Source organism: Streptomyces sp. CBMA152 (genome assembly GCF_014596475.1).
In the GTDB taxonomy this organism is placed as follows: Bacteria; Actinomycetota; Actinomycetes; order Streptomycetales; family Streptomycetaceae; genus Streptomyces.
In genome coordinates this window covers 98,478-123,612 of sequence record NZ_MECJ01000030.1, presented here as the reverse complement: position 1 = coordinate 123,612, position 25,135 = coordinate 98,478, and the positions used below count along the sequence as shown (strand labels likewise).

Here is a 25,135-nt window from a genome sequence, read left to right as displayed (position 1 = left end):
CTCCTGCCCCGGGCGGCGCCGGCCGCGCCGGCCCCCTCAGTGGCGGCCCTGGAGGCGGGCCGAGGACGAGCGGGCCTTGCCGAGCTTCTTGTAGAGGCGGGTGCCGGGGCATTCGGTGGCGAAGCCGTCGCGGTGTCCGGAGATGACGTTGAGTCTGACACTGCGCCCCTTCCGGTAGAGGTTGCCGCCGCCCGAGGTCAGATGGGTCGTGCCGGTCGGGTCCACCCCGTACATGCCGAGCTTCCAGGCCGTGAGCTTGGCGATCGCGTCGAGCGCGGCGGAGGACGGGTTCGTCGAGGTGTACGTCCCGAGGACCGCGATGCCCATGGAGTTGGTGTTGAAACCGAGAGTGTGCGCGCCGAGGACGGGCTTGGCCACACCACCGGCGCGGCCTTCGTAGATGTTCCCGCACTTGTCGATGGCGAAGTTGTAGCCGATGTCCCGCCAGCCGCTGCTCTTGACGTGGTAGCGGTAGATACTGCGCAGGACGGAGGCGGCCTGCGAGCAGCGGTAGTTGTTGCCGGACGCGGTGTGGTGGACGAACGCCGCCTTGACCCGGTCGGTGTAGACGTAACCCGGCTCGCGCAGGCTCTCGTCGGCGCCCCAGCCCCGGCGCGTGATGATGCGCGGGCGCGGGCCGATGTACGGACGCGCCGCCACGCGCGTCCCGGCAGCGCCTTCGGCGAAGGCCTCGGGCGCCAACGCGCGGTCCTCGCCGCCCCCGCCGTCGCCGAGGTCCGGGTCCGCGCCCGGGTCGACCAGGTCGATGTGGAGCCCCCGGGGCAGCGAGCCCTCCGGTGCGCGCCCGCCCGACGCCTCGGGACGCACACGCACCTCGACGCCGTCGGAGTCGCCGACCCACAGCGGGGCGGTGGCGCCGTGGATGCGGGCGGCGTCGTCCTCGGGGCTGCCGGGGTCGGGGGCGTGCTCCTGGTTGTGGGTGTCCACGTCCTGCCAGCCGGACCACGTACGCGAGGCGGCGGCGCGGGCGCGGACCTGGACCGAGCCGTGGAGTTCGGTCTTCGCGTCGTCCCACACGACGCCGACCAGGGAGAAGGGCTTGGTGTCCCGCTCCGGCAGACCCTGGGCGCGAGCGGCGCCCAGGGTCCGGTCGGTGGCGCCGAGCGGGGCGAGCGGCAGCGACTGGGTGGAGCCGAGGGGTTCGGCGGCCGGGGACGCGGCGGACGCGGGCCGGACGGCGGCGTCGGCGGGCACGGCGAGCGGCAGGGCGAGTGCGGTGGCGCACGCGACCCCGATCGAGGATGCAAGGAGAGCACGCATGGTGACGATCCTGGACATAAGCGTACAAGTCTGTCCATCTCAAAACTGACGGACCGTCGGCCGAACCGGTGTACGCGGGCGGTGGCGCCCCCCGGCGCGGGCCCCGCCCGCACCCGTACGCTTGCCGCGTGAACGCCAGCGACCGCACCCCCGCCGACCTGCTGCGATCCGCGCTCGCCGCGGACCCGGCCCGCCCCCTGGTCACCTTCTACGACGACGCCACCGGCGAGCGCGTGGAACTGTCGGTGGCCACCTTCGCCAATTGGGTGGCCAAGACCGCCAATCTGCTCCAGGGCGACCTCGCCGCCGAGCCCGGCGACCGGCTCGCGCTGCTGCTGCCCGCGCACTGGCAGAGCGCGGTGTGGCTGCTCGCCGCCCACTCGGTGGGTGTACGTGTCGAGATCGGCGGCGATCCGGCGGGCGCGGACCTCGTGGTGGCCGGGCCGGACGCGCTGGAGGCGGCCCGCGCCTGCTCCGGCGAACGGGTGGCGCTCGCGCTGCGCCCGCTCGGCGGCCGCTTCCCGCAGGTGCCCGCCGGGTTCCAGGACTACGCGGTCGAGGTGCCGGGCCAGGGCGACCGGTTCGCGCCGTACGCCCCCGTCGACCCGGCCGGGCCCGCGCTCGCGGTCGGCCCGGTCGAACTGACCGCCGCTGAACTCGTCGAGCGCGCCCGCGCCGACGCGGCCGAGCTCGGCCTCGAACCCGGTTCGCGGCTGCTCTCGGCGCTCCCGTACGACAGCTGGGAGGGTCTGGCGCGCGGGCTGTACGCGCCGCTGGCCTCGGGCGGCTCGGTGGTGCTCTGCCGCAATCTGGACCAACTGGCCGACGGCGGGCTCGACAAGCGGATCGAGAGCGAGCGGGTCACCCACCGGGCCGTGTGAGGCAGGGCAGCGCCCGGAGGCACACCTAATGGGCCGACCGGGCAGATCCGCGCGGTCCGCTCGGGCATACCTGACGGACCGTCCGGCGGGCCTCCCGCTCGCGCACACGCCGACGCATCAATGGGAAAAGCAGTTCGGCGCCACCCTTGTGGCCCACAGGGAGCCGAGTCCCCCGGGCCCGGGCCCGGCCCGCGGTACATGATCGGCGGTGAGCACACAACCAAGCGCGGGCGACGGCCGTCTACCGGGGTACCCCGGCGGCATCCCGCCCGCCGCCGACCCCGTGAAGGATGGACGCCGACGTGACCGACAGTGCCGGCACTCCGCCCGGGCCCGACCACCGGGCCGAGGACGAGCCGCGACCGGACACGCCGACACAGCCCGAACACGCGCCGGAAGCGAGCGCCACGGAATCCGAACCGGCGCAGGCATCCGAAGCGGCCGACACGGAAAGCGAGCCGACGCCCGCCGACGAAGGCGGCGACAGCGGCGAAGGCCCCAACCGCCGCTCCCACTGGCTGCGTTGGACCGCCGTGGGCGTCTCCTGTCTGGTGCTCGCCGCCGCCGGTACCGGCTGGTGGTTCTACAACAAGCTCGACCACAACATCCGCACCGACACCACGGCCGCCGCCGAGCTGGAGCGCTACGAGAAGGAGCGCCCGCCGCCGGGCAACGGCGACGCGCAGAACCTGCTGCTCATCGGCTCGGACTCGCGCGCGGGCAACAACAGCGCGTACGGCCGTGACGACGGCGGCAGTCAGCGTTCGGACACCACGATCCTGCTGCACCTGGCGGCGGACCGGAAGTCCGCCACCGCCGTGTCGCTGCCGCGCGATCTGATGGCCGACATCCCCGACTGCCTCAAGCAGGACGGCACCCGCACCAAGGCCCAATTCGCCCAGTTCAACTGGTCGTTCGAGTTCGGCGGCGCCGCCTGCACCATTCGTACGGTGGAAAAGCTCACCGGAATCCGGGTCGACCACCACATGGTCGTCGACTTCAGTGGGTTCAAGGACATGGTGGACGCGGTCGACGGGGTCGAGGTGTGTCTGAAGCAGCCCGTCGACGACCGTCTGGCGCATCTGAAACTGCCCGCGGGCCGACAGACGCTCCACGGTGAGCAGGCACTGGGATTCGTGCGCGCCCGGCATGCGTTCGGTGACGGCAGCGACACCGAACGCATGGACCGCCAGCAGCAGTTCCTCGGCTCGCTGGTGCGCAAGGTGCAGAGCAATGGCGTACTGCTCAATCCGACCCGGCTCTATCCGGTACTGGACGCGATGACGAAGTCGCTCACCACCGACCCGGGGCTGAATTCACTGCGGGATCTGTACGACCTTGTGCGCGGGATGCGGGGAATCCCGACGGACAAGGTGCAGTTTCTGACCGTCCCGCGCCAGCCGTACGCGTACGACTCGAACCGCGACGAACTGGTGCAGCCGGACGCGCGGGTGCTCTTCCAGCAACTGCGCGACGACCGGCCGCTGAAGGTGGCGCCGGGGACCGCGCAGAAGAACAAGGGGGACGGCGATGAGCACAACGCCCGTAGTTCCGAAGGCGCCGACGGCTCCTCGACGGACGACAAGCCCGACGATCCGCCGTCCGCGAGTCCCGCGCCCACGTACCCCGGTTCGAATGCCGCCGTAGGGATGTGCGGGTAAAACGTGTGCCAACGGAGAACGGGCGGGGATGCGGATTGGGCGGATTGCCCGGTTGTAAGGGGCGTGGAATTTGTCACGGCCGTCGCTCTTCGCTCAACTGGGCAGATAGTGTGACGCGACCCGGTGCTTGTGGCCCCCGGGGCCGCGCACTGCACGACCGAACGACAGAGCGCTTTGGGGGAAGTGTCTCGCGTGGCACCGACGGAGGACTAAGGCAACCGTGGATGCGCAGAGCCGTGGGCGGGCGGATGAAGTCGACCCGGCAGACCAGTGGGTACTCAACCCGCAGACGGGCAATTACGAATTGCGACTGAGTCCTTCCGGACCGGAGTCGTCCCCGTCGGCCGGCGCTTCTTCCCGTAGATCCTCGACCCCCGGCAGAAGCGGTTCCGCCAAGCGCGAGGTCCCCGGCCAGCGCGACAACCGGCGCGGCACCAAGGACCCCGAGGACGGCACGGGCCGCCGCAAGCGCAAGCCCAAGGCGTCACGCAAGAAGAAGGTGCTGCTGTGGACGGGCGGCGTGATGGGGTTCGTCCTCGTCGCGGGCTCGGCTGGCGCGTACCTGCTCTACCAGCACTTCAACAACAACCTGAACACGGTGGACGTCGGTGACGCGGGCAACAAGAACGCCACGTCCGACGGGCCGGTCAACATCCTGATCATCGGCACGGACAAGCGCACCGGAAAAGGCAACGAGGGGTACGGCGACCAGGGCAGCGAGGGCCACGCCGACACCAACATCCTCTTCCATGTCTCCAAGGACCGGACGAACGCGACCGCGCTCTCCATCCCCCGCGACCTGGTGACGAACATCCCCGAGTGCCCGACGAAGCAGAAGGACGGCTCCACCAAGAACGTCCCGGGCGAGTCGAACGTCCGGTTCAACACCAGCCTCGGCCAGGAGGGCCGCGACCCGGGCTGCACCATGCGTACGGTCAAGGCGCTCACCGGCCTCGACGTCGACCACTTCATGATGGCCGACTTCAACGCGGTCAAGGAGCTGTCGACGGCGGTCGGCGGCGTGAAGGTGTGCCTGGCCAAGCCGGTGAACGACCCCAAGTCACATCTGAAGCTCCCGGCCGGCATCAGCAAGATCGAGGGCGAGCAGGCGCTGGCGTTCGTACGGACGCGGCACAGCTTCGGCAACGAGAGCGACCTCGACCGGATCAAGCAGCAGCAGCAGTTCCTCGGCTCGATGATGCGGCAGATGAAGTCGGACTCGACGCTGAGCAGCCCGACCAAGGTGTTCAGCCTGGCCAACGCAGCGACGAAGGCGCTCACGGTCGACTCCGGGATAGGGTCGATCAAGAAGCTGACCAGCCTCGCGCAGGACCTCAGCAAGGTCGATCTGAAGAACGTCACCTTCGCGACCCTCCCGGTCATCGACAACCCGGCCGACGGCAAGGTGCGCAAGACCGTGGTCGTCGACCCGACCAAGGCGCCGCAGGTGTTCAGCATGATGAAGTCCGACATCTCCTTCACCGAGGTGAAGAAGAAGGAGAACGCGGCCAAGGACGCCCAGGCGGCACTCCTCAAGGGCACCCGCGCCCCGGCGTCCGCCGTGCGCGTGCAGGTGCTCAACGGCGGTGCCCAGCCGGGCTCCGCCTCCAAGACACTGCTCTGGCTGCAGAACAGCAAGGGCGTACTCAAGTCCGACAACGGCGGGAACGCTCCCGCCAAACTGGCCGACACCACCCTGGTGTACGCGCCGAACCAGGCCGACCAGGCCCGCGAGCTCGCCGATCTGATGGGTCTGCCCGCGAGTGCGCTGAAGCCCGCCGACAAGGACGCGGTGGGGCGCACTCCCATGGAGCTCACCCTCGGCGCGGACTTCAAGGGCGCCGGTGTTCCCATCGCCGCGCCGTCGAAGGCGCCCGAGGGCATCCAGAAGGTCGAAGCCGACAAGTCGGTCTGCGCAAAGTGACAACGGGTTCCCGGCCCACAAGGCCATGGGGACCCCCTGAGACAGGGGGTATTGGGGTGGGGCAGAAGAGCGTGCGTGGGGAGGGGACGCGACCGCGCGTCCAGCACGCCGGCCAGCTCGGCTGGGACGAGTCGCTGTACGGCGAGGAGGCCGACGGCGAGAAGTCGTCCGGTCAACAGCCGTCCGGGGACGGCCCGTCGGGTCCCGAGGAGTCGGGGCCGCAGAAGCAGACGTCGCCCGACGGCGGCGGGCACCGGCGCGGCAGACCGCGCAAGCGCGTGAAGAAGAAGGGCAAGCGCCGCATACTGCGCTGGGTCGCCTCGACGCTCGCGCTGCTCATACTCGGGACGGCCGGCGCCGGATACCTGTACTACCAGCACCTGAACGCCAACATCCGCAAGGGTGACCGCAGCGCGGGCGGCTCCAACGCCAAGAAGACCGAGGCCAACGCCGACGGCGAGACCCCGCTCAACATCCTGCTGATCGGCTCCGACAGCCGTAACACGCCGGAGAACCTGAAGCTGGGCGGATCCAAGGAGAGCGTCGGCGCCCAGCCGCTCGCCGATGTGCAGATGCTCCTGCACGTCTCGGCGGACCGCAAGAGCGCCTCGGTGGTCAGCATTCCGCGTGACACCCGGGTGGACATCCCCGAGTGCACGGACGAGAAGACCAAGAAGAAGATTCCGGCCACCAACACCCTCATCAACGAGTCGCTGAGCGGCGGTGCGGGCTGTGTCCTGGACACCTGGGAGAAGCTCACCGGCGTCTACATCGACCACTGGATGATGGTCGACTTCGCGGGCGTGGTGGCGATGTCGGACGCGGTCGGCGGCGCGGAGGTGTGCGTCAAGGAGAACGTGTACGACGGGCCGAAGCCCAACGTGCCCGGCGGCTCGCATCTGCGGCTGAAGGCGGGCACCACCACCGTCAAGGGCGAGCAGGCGCTGCAGTGGCTGCGCACCCGGCACGCCTTCGAGAGCGACCTGGGCCGCTCCAAGGCGCAGCACATGTACCTCAACTCGGTGATCCGCAACCTGAAGAAGCAGAACGCGTTCACCGACACCGGCCGGATCATGCACCTGGCCGAGACGGCCACCAAGTCGCTCCAGGTGTCCCGCGAGATCGGCACGGTCAAGAAGCTGTACGACCTCAGCATGGAGCTCAAGGGCATCCCGATGGAGCGGATCAACATGCTGACCATGCCGCGCATCGAGGACCCCAAGGACAAGGACCACGTGCTGCCGCAGCCCGGCGCCGCGGACACGCTGTGGTCGATGCTCCGCGACGACAAGCCGCTCGACAAGAAGGACGACGCCCCGGCCAAGACCGAGGACAAGGGCCCGGCGGCGACGCCGGCCGGTTCGCTCGCGGTCACGGTCGTCAACGGCACCAGCGGGGACGGCTCGGCGTCCACACCCAAGCGGGCGACCACGGTCAAGGACACCCTGAAGAACAAGGGCTTCTTCAAGGCCGAGGCCTCGGACACCCGTGGCTCGGCGACGACGACCACGCTCACCTACCCGAAGAGCGCGGGCGCGCAGGGCAAGGCGGACGCGATGTCGGTGGCCAAGGCGATGGAACTGCCGTCCAGCGCGGTGAAGGTCTCCGCCGACGTCTCCACGCTGACCCTCACGGTCGGTTCGGACTGGCGCACCGGCGCCACGTACCCGAAGAAGGCCCAGGACAACGCCGATCCGCTGAAGGACGTGGAGAACGTCAACGGCGCGAACGACAAGGAGTGCATGGACGTGTACAAGCCCTACCGCTGGTAGGCGCGGCGCACGGAACGAGAAGGGGGCGCCCGGTGCTTCTCAGCACCGGGCGCCCCCTTTTACGTCGTACGCGTGTGTCTCAGACCCGCACCGACGGGCGGCGGCTCGCGATGACCTTCTTGGCGAGCGCCTTGGGGCTGGTCAGGAAGCCGTAGCCCCAGGACATGTGCATGGTGGCGAGGGCCACCGGGATCTGCAGGCGGGCCTTGAGCGGCAGCCCCTTGCCCGCCGGGAGCGAGCCGACCGCGATCGCGGCGAGGTACCCGGCCGGGATCACGAAGCCGATCGGCGTGAGCACCGCGCCCACCACGACACCGGCCGCGATCGCGCAGACGGCGGTCGGCGGGGCGAGGTAGCGCAGGTTGATGGAGCCCTCGTGGTAGCGGGCCACGACATGGCGCCAGCGGCCGTAGTCCTTGTACTGCTTGGCGAGCGCGCGCACGCTGGGGCGCGGCCGGTACTGGACCTTCAGCTCGGGCGAGAACCAGATGAGACCGCCGGCCTCGCGGATACGGAAGTTCAGCTCCCAGTCCTGGGCGCGGATGAACTCCTCGTTGTAGCCGCCCTGTTGCTCAAGCGCCTCGCGCCGGAAGACACCCAGATACACGGTTTCGGCGGGGCCCGCCGAGCCACCGGTGTGGAAGGCCGCGTTGCCGACGCCGATCTTCGACGTCATGGCGGCGGCGACCGCGTCCTCCCAGGCGTTCTCGCCCTCGGCGTGCATGATGCCGCCCACGTTCTGCGCGCCGGTCTCCCCCAGGAGGCGGACGGCGGTGGCGATGTAGTTCGGGGAGAGCATGCCGTGCCCGTCGACCCGTACCACGATCGGGTGACGCGAGGCCTTGATGGCCGCGTTCAGGGCCGCAGGCGTACGCCCGGTGGGGTTGGGGACGGTGTGGACGCGGGCCCGGGGGTGGGAGGCTGTCTCGCGTACCAGCTCGGCGGCGATCTCGTCGGTGCGGTCCGTGGACGGGCCGAGCGCGATCACCACCTCCAGCTCGCCCTCGTACTCCTGCTCCAGGATGTGGCGGACCGAGTTGCGCAGGTGCCGCTCCTCGTTGAGGACCGGCATGATCACGGAAACGGCGGGGTGCGTGGCGTTCATCGTGGTTCACGTTACCGCGAACGGGCGACACGGTTGCGCGCGGCCGGGGCGGCGGCCGTTGTCGCAGATCGTATGGGCTTACGGTGCCACATATCCCCCTTTCGCCCGCGGAGGTCCCCGTGCCCACGCCGCCCCCCTCCCGCTCCCCCCGCCCCGCGCCGCGCACCGATCGGCCCCGCAGCAGACAGCAGGACGAGCGGCCCCGCTGGGGCATGCGGATGGCGACGACCCTCTCGGTCCTGGTGCTGGGCGCGGGCGGGGTCGGCCATGCGGTGGTGACCGGCCTGGACGGCGGGATCGGCCGGGTGGACCCGTTCAAGGACATGAAGAACCGGCCGCAGGCGGGCCACGGCACCAACATCCTGCTGGTCGGCACGGACGGCCGGGACAAGATCACGCCGGAGGAGAAGGAGAAGTACCGCCTCGGCGGGGCGCCCTGCCACTGCACGGACACGATGATGATCGTGCACATCTCGGCGGACCGTGACCGCGCGAGCGTGGTGAGCGTCCCGCGCGACAGTTACGCGGAGGCCCCCGAACACATCGACCGGAACACCGGCGAACACCACAACCAGCACCCCATCAAGATCAATGCGGCGTACGCGGAGGGCGGGCCCGCGCTCACGGTGCGCACGGTCGAGCACATGACCGGCCTCAAGATGGACCACTATCTGGAGGTCGACTTCACCAGCTTCATGAAGACGGTGGACGTGCTGGGCGGGGTGCGGATCTGCACGGCCCACCCGATGAAGGACTCGTACACGGGCCTGGACCTGAGCGCGGGCACGCACCAGCTCGACGGCGGGCAGGCGCTTCAGTACGTACGCTCCCGGCACACGGACGGATCGGCGGACCTGGGCCGGATGCAGCGCCAGCAGAAGTTCCTGGCGGCGCTGATCCACAAGGCGACGGGGTCGGGCGTGCTGATGAACCCGGTGAAGTTCCGCGAGGTCGCCTCGACGCTGCTGTCCTCGGTCCGGGCCGACCAGGGCTTCGGGGCCGAGGAGATCCTGTCCCTGGGCCGCACGATGCGGGGCTTCTCCCCGGCGTCGTCGGAGTTCACGACCGTGCCGATCGGGCAGATGAGCTTCCCGGTGAAGGGCATCGGGTCGACGGTGAAGTGGGACCCGGCGAAGGCGCAGAAACTGTTCGCGGGCCTGCGGGACGACCGCCCCCTGACCCCGCCGCACAAGCCGAAGCAGGACGGTCCGGGGCAGCCGCAGCCGACCGCGTCCGGCTCGATGGTCGAGGTGTCCCCCGACCGCATCCGGGTCCAGATCTACAACGGCACCCGCACGGACGGCCTCGGCCGCCGGGTCGACGACGCGCTGCGCGCCACGGGCTTCAAGACGACGGGCACCCCGATGTCCGGCGGCACCCGCGACCTCCAGCACACCGTGATCGAATACGACCCCCGCTGGGACCGCTCGGCGAGAACCCTGGCAGCGGCACTCCCCGGCAGCGACCTGCGCCCGGTGAAGGGCCTGGGCCAAATGCTGAAGGTAACGGCAGGAACAGACTTCAAGGGCGCGACCCCGGTCCGAGCCGAACCGACCCCGACGGGCGAATTCGAGACGGTGACGGGCGACGAGGTGGTGTGCCCGTAAGGCTTACGGGGCTTTTGCGAGCGCAGGCTTTCGGGCCGCGCCCGCTCAGTGGGCGAGCCCGTTAGGGGCGCGGGGAACTGTGCGACCAGCCACCGACGGCCCGCAGTCGACACACAGCCCAAAGCCCCACGGCGCCTAGTCGTCCAGCCCCTCCGACGCACGTCGCTCCCGCAGCTCAAGAATCGCCCGCCGCCGAGCAAGCCGATGCGTACGACGGATCTGAGCCTCCTGATACCGCCGCTCATCCCGCTCCGTCTCGGGAAGGACGGGCGGAACAGACCGAGGCTTCCCGTCCGCGTCGACCGCGGCGAAGACCAGATACGCCGACCCCACCTGCTGCGCCGGAGCGGACTCGTTCCAGCGCTCGGCCAGGACCCGTACACCGACCTCCATGGAGGACCGCCCGGTCCAGTTGACCTGGGCCTTCACATGGACGAGGTCGCCGACCCGGACGGGCATCAGGAACGCCATCTCGTCCATGGACGCGGTGACCGCCGGACCCCCGGAGTGGCGCCCCGCGACCGCGCCCGCCGCGTCGTCCACCAGCTTCATGATCACGCCGCCGTGCACCGTACCGAGAAGGTTGGTGTCATGGCTGGTCATGATGTGGCTCAGGGTGGTTCGGGACGCCGAGGTCGGCTTGCCCGGAAGATCAGTCATACCGCCCAGCTTATGCGGGCCCGTACGCACTCTCCTTGCGTGCACTCCACAGCTCGGGCACACCGCGCACGCACGGGCACGGACTCCGCACGCACAGGCACACACTCCGCGTTCGCATGGCCCGCACATTGCATCAGCTGTGCAACAGCCCCGTCCCGGATCCCCACCCGCCCTGTCAGACACGCGGGGGATCCGTGCATGCTTGACCGCATGAACGACGGATGGTCCGACGACGACCGCGGCGAGCGCTACGGCCGCGGCAGCTCCTCCGCGCAGCCGGAGGGCCCGCGTGTCATGCGCCATGTGCAGCGGCCCGTGGGCTCCACACCCGTGCGCCCGCAGCGCCCGGTCCCGCCGCAGCAGCCCCCGTACGACGACGGCCAGGGCTACGGCCGGGGTCAGGCGCAGCAGCAGTACGGCAGCACCGTGCCCGCGCCCGGTGCGTACGACGGCTACAGCGAAGGCCAGGTCTACGGCTCCCCGTCCGGACGCGGCCCGGGCGGTCCCGGCGGTGGCGGCTCCGGCGGTCAGGGCCCCGGCACGCCCGGCGGCGCCTCCGCCAAGCCCCGCCCCAACTGGAAGCGCCGTATCAAGATCGGCTCGCTGGTCCTCGTCGTCGTGATCGTCGGCGTGAGCGCCGGCACGTACTTCTGGGCCGACGGCAAGGTGCGCCGCGAGGTCGACCTGTCCAAGGTCATCGACCGGCCCGCCGACGGCAAGGGCACGAACTACCTGATCGTCGGTTCGGACTCGCGCGAAGGTCTGTCCCAGGACCAGAAGAAGAAGCTCCACACCGGCTCCGCCGAGGGCAAGCGGACCGACTCGATGATGATCCTGCACACCGGCAGCAACGGGAACACGATGGTCTCGCTGCCGCGTGACTCCTGGGTCGCGATCCCCAGCTTCAAGGGCTCGCAGTCCGGCAAGCTGTTCCCGGCCAAGGGCCACGACAAGCTGAACGCGACGTACGCGATGGACGGCCCCGAGCTCCTGGTGCGCACCATCGAGGCCAACACCGGACTGCACATCGACCACTACGCCGAGATCGGCTTCGCGGGCTTCGCGAACATCGTGGACGCGGTCGGCGGCGTCGAGCTCGACATCCCGCAGGACATCAAGGACAAGGACTCGGGCGCCGACTTCAAGAAGGGCAAGCAGACCCTCGACGGCCAGCAGGCCCTGGCGTTCGTCCGCAACCGGCACGGTTACGCGGCCGGTGACCTGGAGCGTACGAAGAACCAGCAGCGGTTCCTCTCCGCGCTGGCCGCCCAGACCGCGACCCCGACGACGCTGCTCAACCCGTTCAAGTTCTACCCGGTGGTGGGCGCGGGCCTGGACACGCTGATCGTCGACAAGGACATGGGCCTCACCGACCTGGGCGAGATGTTCTGGGCCATGAAGGGCATCACCAGCGGCGGCGGCACGTCCCTGAACATGCCGATCTCCGGCGACGGCCCGCAGACGTCCCTGCTCTGGGACACCGCCAAGGTCAAGCAGCTGGTGAACGAACTCAACAACGACCAGAAGGTCACGGTGACGGCGTCGCGGTAAGACCGGCGGGACAAAAGTGGAATCCCCACTCCCGCGCGACAAGACTCACAGAGAAAACACAGGCACCCTGCACAACTGCCCGTCATTGCCCCGTTTTGCCCGCCACTCCGGTCGGCCAGGCGGGGCTTTTGGCGTAAAGAAACCTCTATCTGACGCCCTTGTCCCGGTCATACGATCACGCGTATTCACGCATTCATATTCTGGGTCGGCCTCTGCCTCGAACCCGGAATCGGACCCAGAAAAGGGCACAAGTGAAGATTCGCCGTGTTCTCGCGACGGCCGTCGCCGCCGCCGTGACCGCGCCCGTGCTGATCCTCTCGGCCGGTACCGCGCTCGCCGACGCACAGCCGGCCGCGCAGACGCAGGCCCAGAAGAAGCCGACCATCGAGGAGTTGGAGAAGGCCGCCGCCGAGGCGAAGAAGGCGTACGACGACGCCCTCGCCGCGCAGGACGTCGCCCAGAAGGCCGTCGACGCCGCGATGTCGGACGACGCGCCCCTGAACAAGAAGGCCAAGGACGCCGACAAGGAGGCGGGCGCCGCGACCGCCGCGAAGACCGTCGCCGACAAGGCCGTCACCGACGCGGCGGACGCCCTCGCCGCGCTGCCCGCCGACGCGAAGACCGAGGACCGCACCGCCGCGCAGAAGGTCCTCGACGACGCCAAGAAGGACGCCGAGAAGGCGGCCGCGACGAAGAAGGCCGCCGACGCCAAGGCCGCGGCGGCCCTCAAGGAGGCGCAGGACGCCCAGGTGGCCGCGCTGCGCGCGCTGCACACCGCGACCGAGGCGACCAAGAAGGCGCTCACCGCCAAGGACGCCGCCGACCAGGCGCTCGCGGACGCCAAGAAGGCGGCCGAGAACCCGTCGTGCGAGCCCGACGCCAAGCTCACCACGGTCGTCACGGGTCTGCCGTCGAAGATCGCCGCCGGTACCACCGCGAACTTCTCGCTGCGGGTCACCAACGGCACCGGCAAGAACATCGACAAGCTCTGGCCGTTCACGTACCTGCACGCGACCGACAAGAGCGGCTACAAGGTCACCGACGACCTGCTGCACCTGCAGTGGTCGACGGCCGCGTCCGGCGGCTGGAAGGACCTCGACAGCCTGCACCGCGCGGGCGTGATCAACGGCCTGAAGGACGGCACGCACTACGACATGAAGCTGCGCCTGAAGATCGACGCCAAGGCCCCGGCGGGCCAGGGCATCGCCTTCGTCGCCGGTGACTACGTCAACAAGGACAAGTCCTGCGGCGGCACGCCGGACCTCACGGAGTACTCCTTCGAGATCCTGCCCGTCGGCACCAAGCCGGGCGACGTCGACCCGGCCAAGCCCACCACGGGCAAGCCGAACACGTCGGACACCAAGACGCAGACCAGCACCACGTCGACGACCCCGCTGAACACCACGAACACCGGCACCCTCGCGGCCACCGGCACGTCCTCCGCGACCTCGCAGCTGGCCCTCGCGGGCGGCGCGGCCGTGGTGGTCGGCGCGGGCGCGGTGTACGCGGCCCGCCGCCGCCGTTCCGGCACCAACTGACATACGCGTAAAGCGAGTTGGGCCCGCATCCGGCATTCGGATGCGGGCCCGACTCGTAGCGACAGGGGATGCTTACGGCAGGTTGCGCGCCATCACGATGCGCTGGACCTGGTTCGTGCCCTCGTAGATCTGGGTGATCTTCGCGTCGCGCATCATGCGCTCGCACGGGTAGTCACGGGTGTAGCCGTAGCCGCCGAGGAGCTGGACGGCGTCGGTGGTGACCTCCATCGCGATGTCGGAGGCGAAGCACTTGGCCGCGGCGCCGAGGTAGGTGAGGTCGGCGTCGCCGCGCTCGGAGGCGGCGGCGGCCTGGTAGGTCAGGGCGCGGGCGGCCGAGACCTTCATCGCCATGTCGGCCAGCATGAACTGGACGCCCTGGAAGTCGCCGATCGGCTTGCCGAACTGCTTGCGCTCGCGGACATAGCCCTTGGCGTAGTCGAGGGCGCCCTGCGCGATGCCGAGCGCCTGGGCCGCGATGGTGATGCGGGTGTGGTCCAGGGTCTTCATCGCCGTGGCGAAGCCGGTGCCCTCCTCGCCGATCATGCGGTCGGCGGGGATACGGACGTTGTCGAGGTAGACCTCGCGGGTCGGGGAGCCCTTGATGCCGAGCTTCTTCTCCGGGGCGCCGAAGGAGACGCCCTCGTCCGACTTCTCGACGACGAAGGCGGAGATGCCCTTCGAGCGCTTCTCGGGGTCGGTGACGGCCATCACCGTGTAGTACTCGCTGACGCCCGCGTTGGTGATCCAGCGCTTCACGCCGTTGAGGACCCAGTAGTCGCCGTCGCGCACCGCGCGGGTCTTCATGCCCGCCGCGTCCGAACCGGCGTCCGGCTCGGAGAGGCAGTACGAGAACATCCCGTCGCCCTTGGCGAGCGGCGTCATGTACTTCTTCTTGAGGTCCTCGGAGCCCGAGAGGATCACCGGGAGCGAGCCCAGCTTGTTCACGGCCGGGATCAGCGAGGAGGACGCGCAGACGCGGGCCACCTCCTCGATCACGATGACCGTGGCGAGCGCGTCGGCGCCGGCGCCGCCGTACTCCTCCGGGACGTGGACCGCGTGCAGGTCGTTGGCGACCAGCGAGTCCAGCGCCTCCTGCGGGAAGCGGGCCTGCTCGTCGACCTCGGCCGCGTACGGCGCGATCTTCGCCTCGGCGAGCGAGCGGATCGCGTCGCGGAGCATGTCGTGCTCTTCGGACGGGCGGTACAGGTCGAAATCAGCCGTTCCGGCCAAGGTGACTCACTCCCCAAGACGCTAACTACCGTTAAGTAACCTCAATTTTAGTGGGGTGTACGCCTCGGGGCATACGTGAGTTTGACGACAGACCGCGATCGCCGGTGATCAGTGCGGATCACAGGCGGCACAGGGCCCCGACTATGCTCGGGCAGCGCCCTCAAGCCCGTACCTTCCAGGAGCACCGCATGGCCCTCAAGATCACTGTGATCGGCACCGGATACCTCGGGGCCACCCATGCCGCGGCCATGGCGGAGCTGGGGTTCGAGGTGCTCGGCCTGGACGTGGTCCCGGAGAAGATCGAGATGCTGGGGCAGGGGCGCGTGCCCATGTACGAGCCCGGCCTTGAGGAGCTGCTCCAGCGGCATGTCGCGGGCATCGCGGGGTCCAGCGGGCGGCTGCGGTTCACGACCTCCTGGGAGGAGGTCGGCGCCTGGGGCGACGTCCACTTCGTCTGTGTGAACACTCCGCAGAAGCACGGCGAGTACGCCTGCGACATGTCGTACGTCGACGCCGCGTTCGGCTCGCTCGTGCCGCATCTGCGCCAGGGCGCGCTCGTCGTCGGCAAGTCGACCGTGCCGGTCGGGTCCGCCGCCCGGCTCGCCGAGACGCTGCCCGAGGGTGTGGAGCTGGCCTGGAACCCCGAGTTCCTGCGTGAGGGCTTCGCCGTGAACGACACGCTGCACCCCGACCGGATCGTGGTCGGGGTGGAGAGCGAGCGCGCCGAGAAGCTGCTGCGCGAGGTGTACGGGGTGCCGGTCGCGGAGGGCTCGCCCTTCGTGGTGACCGACTTCCCGACGGCCGAGCTGGTGAAGACCTCCGCGAACTCGTTCCTGGCCACGAAGATCTCGTTCATCAACGCCATGGCCGAGGTGTGCGAGGCCGCCGACGGCGATGTGGTGAAGCTGGCCGAGGCGATCGGCCACGACGAGCGGATCGGGAAGAAGTTCCTGCGGGCCGGGATCGGCTTCGGCGGCGGCTGTCTGCCCAAGGACATCCGGGCCTTCATGGCCCGCGCCGGTGAGCTCGGCGCCGACCAGGCGCTCACGTTCCTGCGCGAGATCGACTCGATCAACATGCGCCGCCGCGGCCAGATGGTCGAGATGGCCCGCGAGGCGCTGGGTGGCGGTTCGTTCCTCGGCAAGCGCGTCGCCGTCCTGGGCGCGACCTTCAAGCCGGACTCGGACGACGTACGCGACTCGCCCGCCCTGAACGTGGCCGGCCAGATCCACCTCCAGGGCGGCCAGGTCACCGTCTACGACCCCAAGGGCATGGCCAACGCCCGTCGCCTCTTCCCGACCCTCGGTTACGCGGACACGGCGCTGGACGCGGTGCGCGGCGCCGATGTGGTGCTCCACCTCACCGAGTGGCGCGAGTTCCGCGAGCTCGACCCGGCGGCGCTGGGCGAGGTGGCCGGGGCCCGGATCGTCCTGGACGGGCGCAACGCGCTGGACGCGCTGAAGTGGCGCGAGGCGGGCTGGACGTTCCGGGCGATGGGTCGGCCCCGGGCGTAAGTGGCTCAGCAGGCGCAGAGGCAGAAGGGGTGGCCCGCCGGGTCGGCGTAGACGCGCCAGGTGCGGCCCGGGTCGCCGACTTCGAGGACGGTGGCCCCCAGCGCCAGGACCTGCGCCTCGGCCTTGTCGATGTCGTCGACGGTCAGGTCCAGGTGGAACTGCTGCGAGCGGTCCGGCGCGGGCCAGGCCGGGGGCACGTACCCCGGGGCCACCTGGAACGCGAGCCCGGCGCCGCCGGGGACGGCGAGGTCGATCCACCCGTCCTCCTCGACCGGCTCACCGCCGAGGACGGCGGCGTAGAAGGCGGCCAGCGCGTGCGGGTCGGGACAGTCGAGGACGACGCTGCCGAGCGTGGCGATGGGCATGGTGCTCCTCCGTTGCTGGGTACGCGATCGACCGAGCGCGTTACTGGCTAACGCGCTCAACCGGTAACCGTTACTAGATGGTCCCGCACAAGAGGTAACGTCGCAAGCAGTTGGTGGGCAGGAGGTTCGGCCATGGCGGAGAGGGCACCCGCGCCCGGCGGTCTGGCGCTGATCGAGGCGCTGGTCAACACACTGAACCTGGAGAGCGGCGCGGATTCGCTGTCCTCGGCCGAGACGCGCGCGGCGCTCGGGCTCGGCGACGCCTCTGCCGCCGAGCTCGCCGCGGCCCGTGAGCTGCGGGAGTCGCTGCGGGCGGTCTGCCTGGTGCACGGCGGCCACCCACCGGTCCCGGCCACCCCGCTCGACCACCTGCTCGCCGCGGCCCCGCTGGTGGTCTCGGTGGACCCGGACGGCTCGGCCGCCCTGCGTCCCGTCGACCCCGGCTCGCTGGTGGCCCGGGTCGCGACGGCGATCGCCACGGCGGCGGCCGACGGGACGTGGGGGCGCCTCAAGGCGTGCGAGGCCACCGACTGCCACTGGGCGTACTACGACCGCAGTCCGGCGGGGCGGAGTCGGTGGTGCTCCATGGCGGTGTGCGGGAGTCGGGCGAAGATGCGGGCGTATCGGGCGGCGCGGCGTACGTAGTGGCCGCGCCCGCCCGGGGCGTGGTTCTTCGGTTGCGGACGGGGAGTGCGGTCGTTCGGGTGCGGACCGTGGGTGGCTGGTCGCGCAGTTCCCCGCGCCCCTTTAGGTGCGGGTCGACGCTCAGCGCGGGTCCAGGTCCTCGATCGTCGCCGTTGACGGTCCCCTTCGGGGCTGTGCCGCTCGGGCTGCGAAGTCCACATCCCTTACCACCCGGGCAAGGTTCTCCCAGGTCAGGGCGGCGATCTCCGGCTCCTCCCAACCACGCTCGATCAGCTCGGCGATCAGCACCGGGTAGCAGGACGCGTCCTCCAGGCCGACGGTGCGCGGGGAGCCCTGGGGCAGCCCGTACGCGCCCGACAGGCCGATGTGGCCCGTGCCGACGACGCCGCGCAGATGCTCGATGTGGTCCGCGACGTCCTGGACGCAGGCGGCGCGGCCGGGACGGGCGACCTGGTCCGGGGCGAGGCTCACCAGGCACACGCCGCCGTTCTCGGGGAGCGCGGCGAGGAGTTCGTCGCCGACGTTGAGCGGGTGGTCGGTGAGGGCGCGGGCGGCCGACCGGGTGAAGACCAGCGGGGCCTTGGCGGCGCCGAGGGTCTGCCGGATGGTCTCCGGGGCCGCGCCGGACAGGTCGATGACCATGCCGAGCCGGTTCAGCTCCCGTACGACCTCCTCCCCGAAGCGGGTGAGGCCCGCGCGGGTCCAGCTCACCGTCGCGGTGAGCGCCACCGCGCGTACGCCGAGCGCGTGGTACGCCCGGAGCGTGCCCAGCGAGTCGCCGAGCGCGTGGACCGCGACGGGTCCGAAGAGCGAGGCGATACGGCCGTGGTTACGGGCGTCGGCGAGGTCGCCGACGGAGAGCGCGAGGCGCAGGCCCTCGGGGCAGGCCTCGACGAGCGTACGGAGCCGGTCGATGCGTTCGAGGGTGGCGCTGACCGGGTCGGGGCAGTCGACCGCGACCATCAACGACCAGAACTGCGCGCCCACTCCGCCGTGCCGCAGCCGGGGGATGTCGGTGTCCAGCGAACTCTCGCCGAGCTCGACGTCGTGCCACGGGGTGTTCACGAGGATCTGCGCGAGGGTGTTGTAGCCGTCGGCCACGGGGTGCGCGCGCAGGGCCGCGCGGGCCCGGGTGAGGCCGTCGGAGTCGAGGTGCGCGGGTTCCTCTTGGGGGCCGGCCTCGGGCTCCACGGCCGGGGGCGCGGGGTCGGGCTTTCGGGTCCTTCGGCGGGCGGGTTTCCTCGCGGTGGAGGCGTCGGGTATGTCGGGGTCGGGGGCGTTCTTGGCGCCCCGCTTACGCGTGGTGGGGCGGTCCGGAGCGCCTATCCCGGCGGTGGCGACGTCGGCCTCGTCCTGCAGATCTGCCATGACGGTCTCCCGGTTCGGCATCGGCGACGGCAGTAGGGCCACACTCACATGTGCGGCCCGGAAGGTCGCGCTGAACGAGCCGTTCGGGGGCGTCGCCCCTCGGACCCCGCGCTTCGGCTGCGGGCCGGTGGGGGTTGCTCGCGCAGTTCTCCCCCACCCCGCCCCTTCCCGAAAGCCCTGGGCGGGCGGCCTGCTTCTTCGGCTGACCGCCGGTGGGGGCTTGTCGCGCAGTTCCCCGCGCCCCTAGGAGGGCCCGAAGGGCCCATCTAAGGGGCGCGGGGAACTGCGCGAGCAACCACGCACGATCCGCAGACAAACGGGGTCCGGGGCGCAGCCCCCGGGGAACTACCCGTCCAGGGACTCCCGTGTCGCGTTGGACGGGGCGCGTCCCCGCAAGCCCTCCGCCACGGACTCCGCGTCCCGCAGCACCCGTACCGCGTTCCCCCACGTCAGCTTCGCCAGGTCCGACTCCGACCAGGACCGGCTCAGGAGCTCCGCGATCAGGTTCGGGTAGCCGGACACGTCGTCCAGGCCCGACGGCGTGAACGCCGTACCGTCGAAGTCGCCGCCGATGCCGATGTGGTCGATCCCGGCGACCGCCCGCATGTGGTCGAGGTGGTCGGCGACCGTCGACGCCGTGGCGATCGGCCGGGGATGCGCCGCCTCGAACGCCGCGTGCAGCGCCATCGCCTCGGACGTGGTGTCCAGATGGTGCAGCCCGTGCGCCCGCAGGTTCTCGTCGGCCGCCGCCGTCCACTCCACCGCCGCCGGCAGGATGAACTTCGGCACGAACGTCGCCATCGCCACCCCGCCGTTGGACGGCAGCAGCGACAGGACATCGTCCGGCACATTCCTCGCGTGGTCGCAGATCGCCCGCGACGACGAGTGCGAGAAGATCACCGGCGCCACCGACGTCGACAACGCGTCCCGCATCGTCGTCGCCGCCACGTGCGACAGGTCGACGAGCATGCCCAGGCGGTTCATCTCGCGGACCACCTCGTGGCCGAACGGCGAGAGCCCACCCACCCCCGGCGCGTCCGTCGCCGAGTCCGCCCACGGGGTGTTGTCGTTGTGCGTGAGCGTCATGTAGCGCACGCCCAGCGCGTACAACGCCCGCAGCGTGGCGAGGGAGTTGTTGATGGAGTGGCCGCCCTCGGCGCCCTTCAGCGACGCGATGCGGCCCGCCGCCCGCGCCTTCTCCATGTCGTCCGCCGTCAGCGCGGGCGCCAGGTCGCCGGGGTAGCGCGCGAGCATCTGGTCGACGCAGTCGATCTGCTCAAGGGTCGCGCTGACCGCGTCGTCGCCCGCCAGGTCGGTGCGTACGTACACCGACCAGAACTGCGCGCCGACCCCGCCGGCCCGCAGCCGGGGGATGTCGGTGTGCAGCCGGCCGCTCTGGTCGCGGCCGACGTCGCACTGGTCGAGGTCGTAGCGGACCTGCTTGCGCAGCGCCCAGGGGAGGTCGTTGTGGCCGTCGACGACGGGGTGCTGGGCCAGCAGCGTACGGGCTCGCGCGAGGTGGTCCACCGTGCTCACTTTCCGAAGCCGAAGGACGCCGCGGACTCCACCTTCGTACGAAGACGCCTGCCCTTCTCCGTCGCCTGGTCGTTCAGCTCCTGCTGGAACTCCCGCATGCGCGCGAGGAGTTCGGGGTCGTGGGCGGCCAGGATACGGGCCGCGAGCAGGCCCGCGTTGCGTGCCCCGCCGACCGACACGGTCGCCACCGGCACGCCCGCCGGCATCTGGACGATGGAGAGCAGCGAGTCCATGCCGTCCAGGTACTTCAGCGGCACCGGGACGCCGATCACCGGCAGCGGGGTCACCGACGCCAGCATGCCGGGCAGGTGCGCCGCCCCGCCCGCGCCCGCGATGATCGCCTTGAGGCCGCGGTCCGCCGCCTGCTCGCCGTACGCGATCATCTCGTGCGGCATCCGGTGGGCCGAGACGACGTCGACCTCGTACGGGATCTCGAACTCGGCCAGGGCCTGGGCCGCGGCCTCCATGACCGGCCAGTCCGAGTCCGAGCCCATGACGATGCCAATGACAGGGGACGCGCTGTTCATTCGGTGATCGTTCCTCTGAGGTAGTCCGCCGCGTGACGGGCTCGCTCGCGTACGTCCGCGAGGTCGTCGCCGTAGGTGTTGACGTGGCCGACCTTACGGCCGGGCTTCACGTCCTTGCCATACATATGGATCTTGAGCTGCGGGTCACGTGCCATGCAGTGCAGATACGCGTAGTACATGTCCGGGTAGTCGCCGCCCAGGACGTTGCACATGACGGTCCACTTCGACCTCGGGCGCGGGTCGCCCAGCGGAAGGTCGAGCACGGCCCGGACGTGGTTGGCGAACTGCGAGGTGATCGCGCCGTCCTGGGTCCAGTGGCCGGAGTTGTGCGGGCGCATCGCGAGCTCGTTGACCAGGATGTGGCCGTCGCGGGTCTCGAAGAGCTCGACCGCGAGGTGGCCGACCACACCGAGCTCGTCCGCGATGCGCAGGGCCAGCTGCTGGGCCTGGCCCGCCAGCGCCTCGGCGAGGTCGGGCGCCGGGGCGATCACGGTGTCGCAGACGCCGTCGACCTGGATCGACTCGACCACCGGGTAGGCCACGGCCTGGCCCGAGGGCGAGCGGACGACGTTCGCCGCGAGCTCGCGCACGAAGTCGACCTTCTCCTCGGCGAGGACGTCGACGCCCGCCTTGAAGGCGTCCGCCGCGTCCGCCTCGGAGCGCACGAACCACACGCCCTTGCCGTCGTAGCCGCCCACCACGGTCTTGAGGATGACGGGATAGCCGTCGCCCTCCGCCGCGAAGGCGGACACGTCCGCCGGGTCGGCCACGATGCGGTGGCGGGGGCACGGGGCGCCGATCTCGTCGAGCCGGGCGCGCATCACCCCCTTGTCGTGGGCGTGCACCAACGCGTCGGGCCCCGGGCGGACGACGACGCCGTCCGCTTCCAGGGCCCGCAGGTGCTCGGTGGGCACGTGCTCGTGATCGAACGTGATCACGTCGCAGCCGCGCGCGAAGGCGCGCAGCGTGTCCAGGTCGCGGTAGTCGCCGATGACGACATCGCTCACCACCTGGGCCGCCGAGTCCTGTGGGGTGTCACTGAGGAGCTTGAATCTGATGCCGAGGGGGATGCCCGCCTCGTGGGTCATACGGGCGAGCTGACCGCCGCCGACCATGCCGACTACCGGGAACGTCACACCCCCAGGGTATCCGCCGCCCCCGGAGCACCCGGAAGGAGCCGGTCCGGGGCCTGAGGAGCGGACCGGGAGCGGACGGGAGCGCGGGCCGGAGCCCGGGCATGGCCGGGATTTGCGGGCGTCCACGAGCAATGCTCCGGGGGGCTGGTTAGCATGGCCAGGTTGGCCGCGGCGAAACGCGCCGCCGAAAACACACCGATTCGAAACGGGGCTGGGCGATCACCATGAGTGAACGGGGCGCATTGCGTACGCGACTGCAGCTGCTCGCCCGGGAGATCGCGAAGTTCGGTGCCGTGGGCGCCATCGGGTTCGTCGTCAACGCGATCGTCTTCAACCTGTGCATGCACGCGGCCCACCTCGCGGTCGTACGCTCCGGGGTCATCGCCACCGTCGTGGCCATCGCCACGAACTACGTCGGCAACCGCTACTGGACCTACCGCGACACCGACAGCGGCCGCCGCAGCCGGGAGCTGATGCTCTTCCTGCTGTTCAGCGGCATCGGCCTGGTCATCGAGAACGGTGTGCTCGCGCTCTCGCACTACGGCTTCGGCTACACCTCGACGGTCGCGGACAACATCGCCAAGAACGTGGTCGGCCTGGGCCTGGGCACCGTGTTCCGGTTCTGGTCGTACCGCACCTGGGTCTTCCGCGCGCTGCCCGCGCGCGAGGCCGTCGAGACCGCCGAATCCTTTCTGGGCGAGACCCCGCAGTCGTACGCCCGCCACAATTCAGGGTCGTAAACCGGTCATCTGATCGTCGGCTCCTGCTCGCGCGGACCGCGCGCCACCCGGCTCAGGAAAAGCGCGAAGACCGCCGGCTGCTGCTGGAGCATCTCCAGGCGTCCGCCGTCCGCCTCCGCGAGATCGCGGGCGACCGCGAGGCCGATGCCGGTGGAGTTGCGGCCGCTGATCGTCCGCTCGAAGATCCGCGCCCCGAGGTCGGGCGGTACGCCCGGGCCCTCGTCGGTGACCTCGACGACGGTCTGGTTGCCGGTGACGCGGGTGCGGACGGCGACCGTGCCGCCGCCGTGCATCAGCGAGTTCTCGATCAGCGCGGCGAGCACCTGGGCGACCGCGCCCGGGGTGCCGACCGCCCGCAGCCCCTGCTTGCCGGAGCGCACGATCGCGCGGCCCGCGCTGCGATAGGCCGGGCGCCACTCCTCCAGCTGCTGCTTGACCACCTCGTCCAGATCGAAGACGACGGCCGAACCGATGCGCGGGTCACGGGAGTTGGTGAGGAGGCGCTCCACCACGTCGGTCAGCCGCTCGACCTGGGTGAGCGCGATCGTCGCCTCCTCCTTGACCGTGTCCAGGTCGTCGGTGAGGGCGATCTCCTCCAGGCGCATCGAGAGCGCGGTGAGCGGGGTGCGCAGCTGGTGGGACGCGTCGGCGGCCAGGCGGCGCTCGGCGGTGAGCATCCGCCCGATGCGCTCGGCCGAGGAGTCCAGCACGTCCGCGACCCGGTCCAGCTCGTGCACCCCGTACCGCTTGTGACGCGGCCTCGGGTCGCCGGAGCCCAGGCGTTCGGCGGTCTCGGCGAGGTCGGTGAGCGGGGAGGCCAGCTTGTTGGCCTGGCGTACGGCGAGGAGCACGGCGGAGACGATGGCGAGCAGGGCGACCGCGCCGATGATCAGCAGGGTGCGGCCGACCTCGCGGGTGACCGTGGAGCGGGACTCCTCGACCAGGACGGACTCACCGCGCTCGCCGATGGCGGTGCCCCGGATGACCGAGCCGTCGGGCCGCGTGCCCAGTTCGATGGCGTCACGGCCGGGGATATCGACGCGGGCGTACCGCTGCGGGCCGACCTGTTCGCTGAGCGCCGACGGGCCGACCGTCTCGTTGGCGAGCATCCGGCTGTCGATGACGCTGACCAGGCGCAGCGCCTCGGAGTTCACGTTCTCCTGGGCGCTGCTGCTGATGGTGCGGGTCTCGACGATGACGAGCGAGACGCCGAAGACGGCGATCACGACGAGCACCACGGCGAGCGTGGAGTTGATCAGTCGGCGGCGCATGGTTCAGTTTCCCAGGACGTACGGGTGCGGGCCGACCCACCACGTCGGCCCACCGGTCGTCAGCTCTTCTCGAAGCGGAAGCCCACGCCGCGCACCGTGGCGATGTAGCGCGGGTTGGCGGCGTCGTCGCCGAGCTTCTTGCGCAGCCACGAGATGTGCATGTCGAGCGTCTTGGTCGAGGACCACCAGGTGGTGTCCCAGACCTCGCGCATCAGCTGGTCGCGGGTGACGACCCGGCCCGCGTCGCGCACGAGCACCCGCAGCAGGTCGAACTCCTTGGCGGTGAGCTGGAGCTCCTCGTCGCCCATCCAGGCGCGGTGCGACTCGACGTCGATCCGCACGCCGTGGGTGGCGGGCTGGGGCACCGGCTCGGTGGCGCCGCGCCGCAGCAGGGCCCGGACGCGGGCGAGGAGTTCGGCGAGCCGGAAGGGCTTGGTGACGTAGTCGTCGGCGCCGGCGTCGAGGCCGACCACGGTGTCCACCTCGTCCGCGCGGGCGGTGAGCACCAGGATCGGGACGGTGTGGCCCTCGGAGCGCAGCCGCCTGGCCACCTCCAGGCCGTCCATGCCGGGCAGCCCCAGGTCGAGCACGACCAGGTCGGCGCCTCCCTGGAGTCCGGCGTCGAGGGCGGTCGGGCCGTCCTCGCGGACCTCGACCTCGTAACCCTCCCGACGCAGTGCGCGGGCCAGCGGCTCCGAGATGGACGCGTCGTCCTCGGCGAGCAGTACACGGGTCATGGGGGTGATGGTAGTCCGCGAGCGGGAGGGCCCGTCCGTCGAACCCGTCAGTGACCTGCCCGGGGGCGACACGTAATCAGTTCTTG

Annotated in this window: 21 protein-coding genes; 10 read left to right on the top strand and 11 right to left on the bottom strand. The window is 70.6% G+C overall.

The genetic code is table 11. From position 1 onward, the window contains the following. Positions 1–36: 36 nt before the first annotated feature. On the bottom strand, positions 37–1,281 hold the full coding sequence (locus tag BG418_RS31170; protein WP_188277391.1) for a peptidoglycan recognition protein: 1,245 nt from the start codon (positions 1,279–1,281) through the stop codon (positions 37–39). 128 nt (positions 1,282–1,409) lie between these two features. Between BG418_RS31170 and BG418_RS31165 the strand changes: the two genes are divergently transcribed. From BG418_RS31165 to BG418_RS31150, 4 genes are all read left to right on the top strand, one after another. Further along, on the top strand, positions 1,410–2,162 hold the full coding sequence (locus tag BG418_RS31165; RefSeq protein WP_188277390.1) for a TIGR03089 family protein: 753 nt from the start codon (positions 1,410–1,412) through the stop codon (positions 2,160–2,162). 290 nt (positions 2,163–2,452) lie between these two features. Continuing rightward, positions 2,453–3,823, top strand: a complete 1,371-nt coding sequence (locus tag BG418_RS31160) for an LCP family protein (RefSeq protein ID WP_188277389.1) — start codon at positions 2,453–2,455, stop codon at positions 3,821–3,823. Between the two features lie 220 nt (positions 3,824–4,043). Beyond that, positions 4,044–5,747 carry an LCP family protein gene (locus BG418_RS31155; RefSeq protein ID WP_188277388.1) on the top strand — a complete coding sequence of 568 codons (1,704 nt, stop codon included), beginning with the start codon at positions 4,044–4,046 and terminating at the stop codon, positions 5,745–5,747. A gap of 56 nt (positions 5,748–5,803) precedes the next feature. Then, positions 5,804–7,519, top strand: coding sequence for an LCP family protein (locus BG418_RS31150; protein WP_188277387.1), 1,716 nt, complete (start codon positions 5,804–5,806; stop codon positions 7,517–7,519). 79 nt (positions 7,520–7,598) lie between these two features. Here BG418_RS31150 and BG418_RS31145 read toward each other — a convergent pair whose 3' ends face one another. Continuing rightward, complete coding sequence (locus BG418_RS31145) at positions 7,599–8,624, bottom strand: glycosyltransferase family 2 protein (protein ID WP_188277386.1); 1,026 nt, start codon at positions 8,622–8,624, stop codon at positions 7,599–7,601. Positions 8,625–8,836: 212 nt separating this feature from the next. Between BG418_RS31145 and BG418_RS31140 the strand changes: the two genes are divergently transcribed. Next, positions 8,837–10,231 (top strand): LCP family protein, encoded by a 1,395-nt coding sequence (locus BG418_RS31140; protein WP_188277425.1) that lies wholly within the window; start codon positions 8,837–8,839, stop codon positions 10,229–10,231. Between the two features lie 135 nt (positions 10,232–10,366). Here the strand turns inward: BG418_RS31140 and BG418_RS31135 are convergent, their stop codons facing one another. Beyond that, complete coding sequence (locus BG418_RS31135; RefSeq protein ID WP_188277385.1) at positions 10,367–10,891, bottom strand: acyl-CoA thioesterase; 525 nt, start codon at positions 10,889–10,891, stop codon at positions 10,367–10,369. Positions 10,892–11,101: 210 nt separating this feature from the next. Here BG418_RS31135 and BG418_RS31130 point away from each other — a divergent pair, with 210 nt between their 5' ends. Further along, entirely contained in the window at positions 11,102–12,442 is a 1,341-nt protein-coding gene (locus tag BG418_RS31130; RefSeq protein ID WP_188277384.1) for an LCP family protein, read from the top strand. 251 nt (positions 12,443–12,693) lie between these two features. Continuing rightward, on the top strand, positions 12,694–13,980 hold the full coding sequence (locus tag BG418_RS31125; RefSeq protein ID WP_188277383.1) for an LPXTG cell wall anchor domain-containing protein: 1,287 nt from the start codon (positions 12,694–12,696) through the stop codon (positions 13,978–13,980). Between the two features lie 72 nt (positions 13,981–14,052). Here BG418_RS31125 and BG418_RS31120 read toward each other — a convergent pair whose 3' ends face one another. Next, positions 14,053–15,210 carry an acyl-CoA dehydrogenase family protein gene (locus tag BG418_RS31120; RefSeq protein ID WP_262928624.1) on the bottom strand — a complete coding sequence of 386 codons (1,158 nt, stop codon included), beginning with the start codon at positions 15,208–15,210 and terminating at the stop codon, positions 14,053–14,055. Between the two features lie 188 nt (positions 15,211–15,398). On the opposite strand from BG418_RS31120, the gene BG418_RS31115 reads away from it, so the two are divergent. After that, on the top strand, positions 15,399–16,724 hold the full coding sequence (locus BG418_RS31115; protein ID WP_188277382.1) for a UDP-glucose/GDP-mannose dehydrogenase family protein: 1,326 nt from the start codon (positions 15,399–15,401) through the stop codon (positions 16,722–16,724). A 5-nt stretch (positions 16,725–16,729) separates the two neighbouring features. Here the strand turns inward: BG418_RS31115 and BG418_RS31110 are convergent, their stop codons facing one another. Beyond that, on the bottom strand, positions 16,730–17,089 hold the full coding sequence (locus BG418_RS31110) for a VOC family protein (RefSeq protein WP_188277381.1): 360 nt from the start codon (positions 17,087–17,089) through the stop codon (positions 16,730–16,732). Between the two features lie 132 nt (positions 17,090–17,221). Between BG418_RS31110 and BG418_RS31105 the strand changes: the two genes are divergently transcribed. Then, positions 17,222–17,734: a CGNR zinc finger domain-containing protein gene (locus BG418_RS31105; protein ID WP_188277380.1), complete on the top strand. Its 513-nt coding sequence runs from the start codon at positions 17,222–17,224 to the stop codon at positions 17,732–17,734. Positions 17,735–17,854: 120 nt separating this feature from the next. Here the strand turns inward: BG418_RS31105 and BG418_RS31100 are convergent, their stop codons facing one another. From BG418_RS31100 to BG418_RS31085, 4 genes are all read right to left on the bottom strand, one after another. Continuing rightward, positions 17,855–19,102, bottom strand: coding sequence for a dipeptidase (locus BG418_RS31100; RefSeq protein WP_188277379.1), 1,248 nt, complete (start codon positions 19,100–19,102; stop codon positions 17,855–17,857). Between the two features lie 345 nt (positions 19,103–19,447). Next, complete coding sequence (locus BG418_RS31095; protein ID WP_188277423.1) at positions 19,448–20,629, bottom strand: dipeptidase; 1,182 nt, start codon at positions 20,627–20,629, stop codon at positions 19,448–19,450. Between the two features lie 5 nt (positions 20,630–20,634). Continuing rightward, positions 20,635–21,165: a 5-(carboxyamino)imidazole ribonucleotide mutase gene (gene purE / locus BG418_RS31090; RefSeq protein WP_188277378.1), complete on the bottom strand. Its 531-nt coding sequence runs from the start codon at positions 21,163–21,165 to the stop codon at positions 20,635–20,637. After that, the gene (locus tag BG418_RS31085) at positions 21,162–22,301 is read right to left on the bottom strand and encodes a 5-(carboxyamino)imidazole ribonucleotide synthase (RefSeq protein ID WP_188277377.1); all 1,140 of its coding nucleotides are present in this window, start codon (positions 22,299–22,301) and stop codon (positions 21,162–21,164) included. Before BG418_RS31085 ends, purE begins: the two co-directional genes overlap by 4 nt. Positions 22,302–22,525: 224 nt before the next feature. Here BG418_RS31085 and BG418_RS31080 point away from each other — a divergent pair, with 224 nt between their 5' ends. Then, positions 22,526–23,041, top strand: coding sequence for a GtrA family protein (locus BG418_RS31080; RefSeq protein ID WP_188277376.1), 516 nt, complete (start codon positions 22,526–22,528; stop codon positions 23,039–23,041). 5 nt (positions 23,042–23,046) lie between these two features. Here BG418_RS31080 and BG418_RS31075 read toward each other — a convergent pair whose 3' ends face one another. Together BG418_RS31075 and BG418_RS31070 are read right to left on the bottom strand one after the other, a co-directional pair. Next, on the bottom strand, positions 23,047–24,312 hold the full coding sequence (locus BG418_RS31075) for a HAMP domain-containing histidine kinase (protein ID WP_188277375.1): 1,266 nt from the start codon (positions 24,310–24,312) through the stop codon (positions 23,047–23,049). Positions 24,313–24,371: 59 nt separating this feature from the next. Beyond that, positions 24,372–25,049 (bottom strand): response regulator transcription factor, encoded by a 678-nt coding sequence (locus BG418_RS31070; protein WP_053725082.1) that lies wholly within the window; start codon positions 25,047–25,049, stop codon positions 24,372–24,374. Between the last annotated feature and the right edge of the window lie 86 nt (positions 25,050–25,135).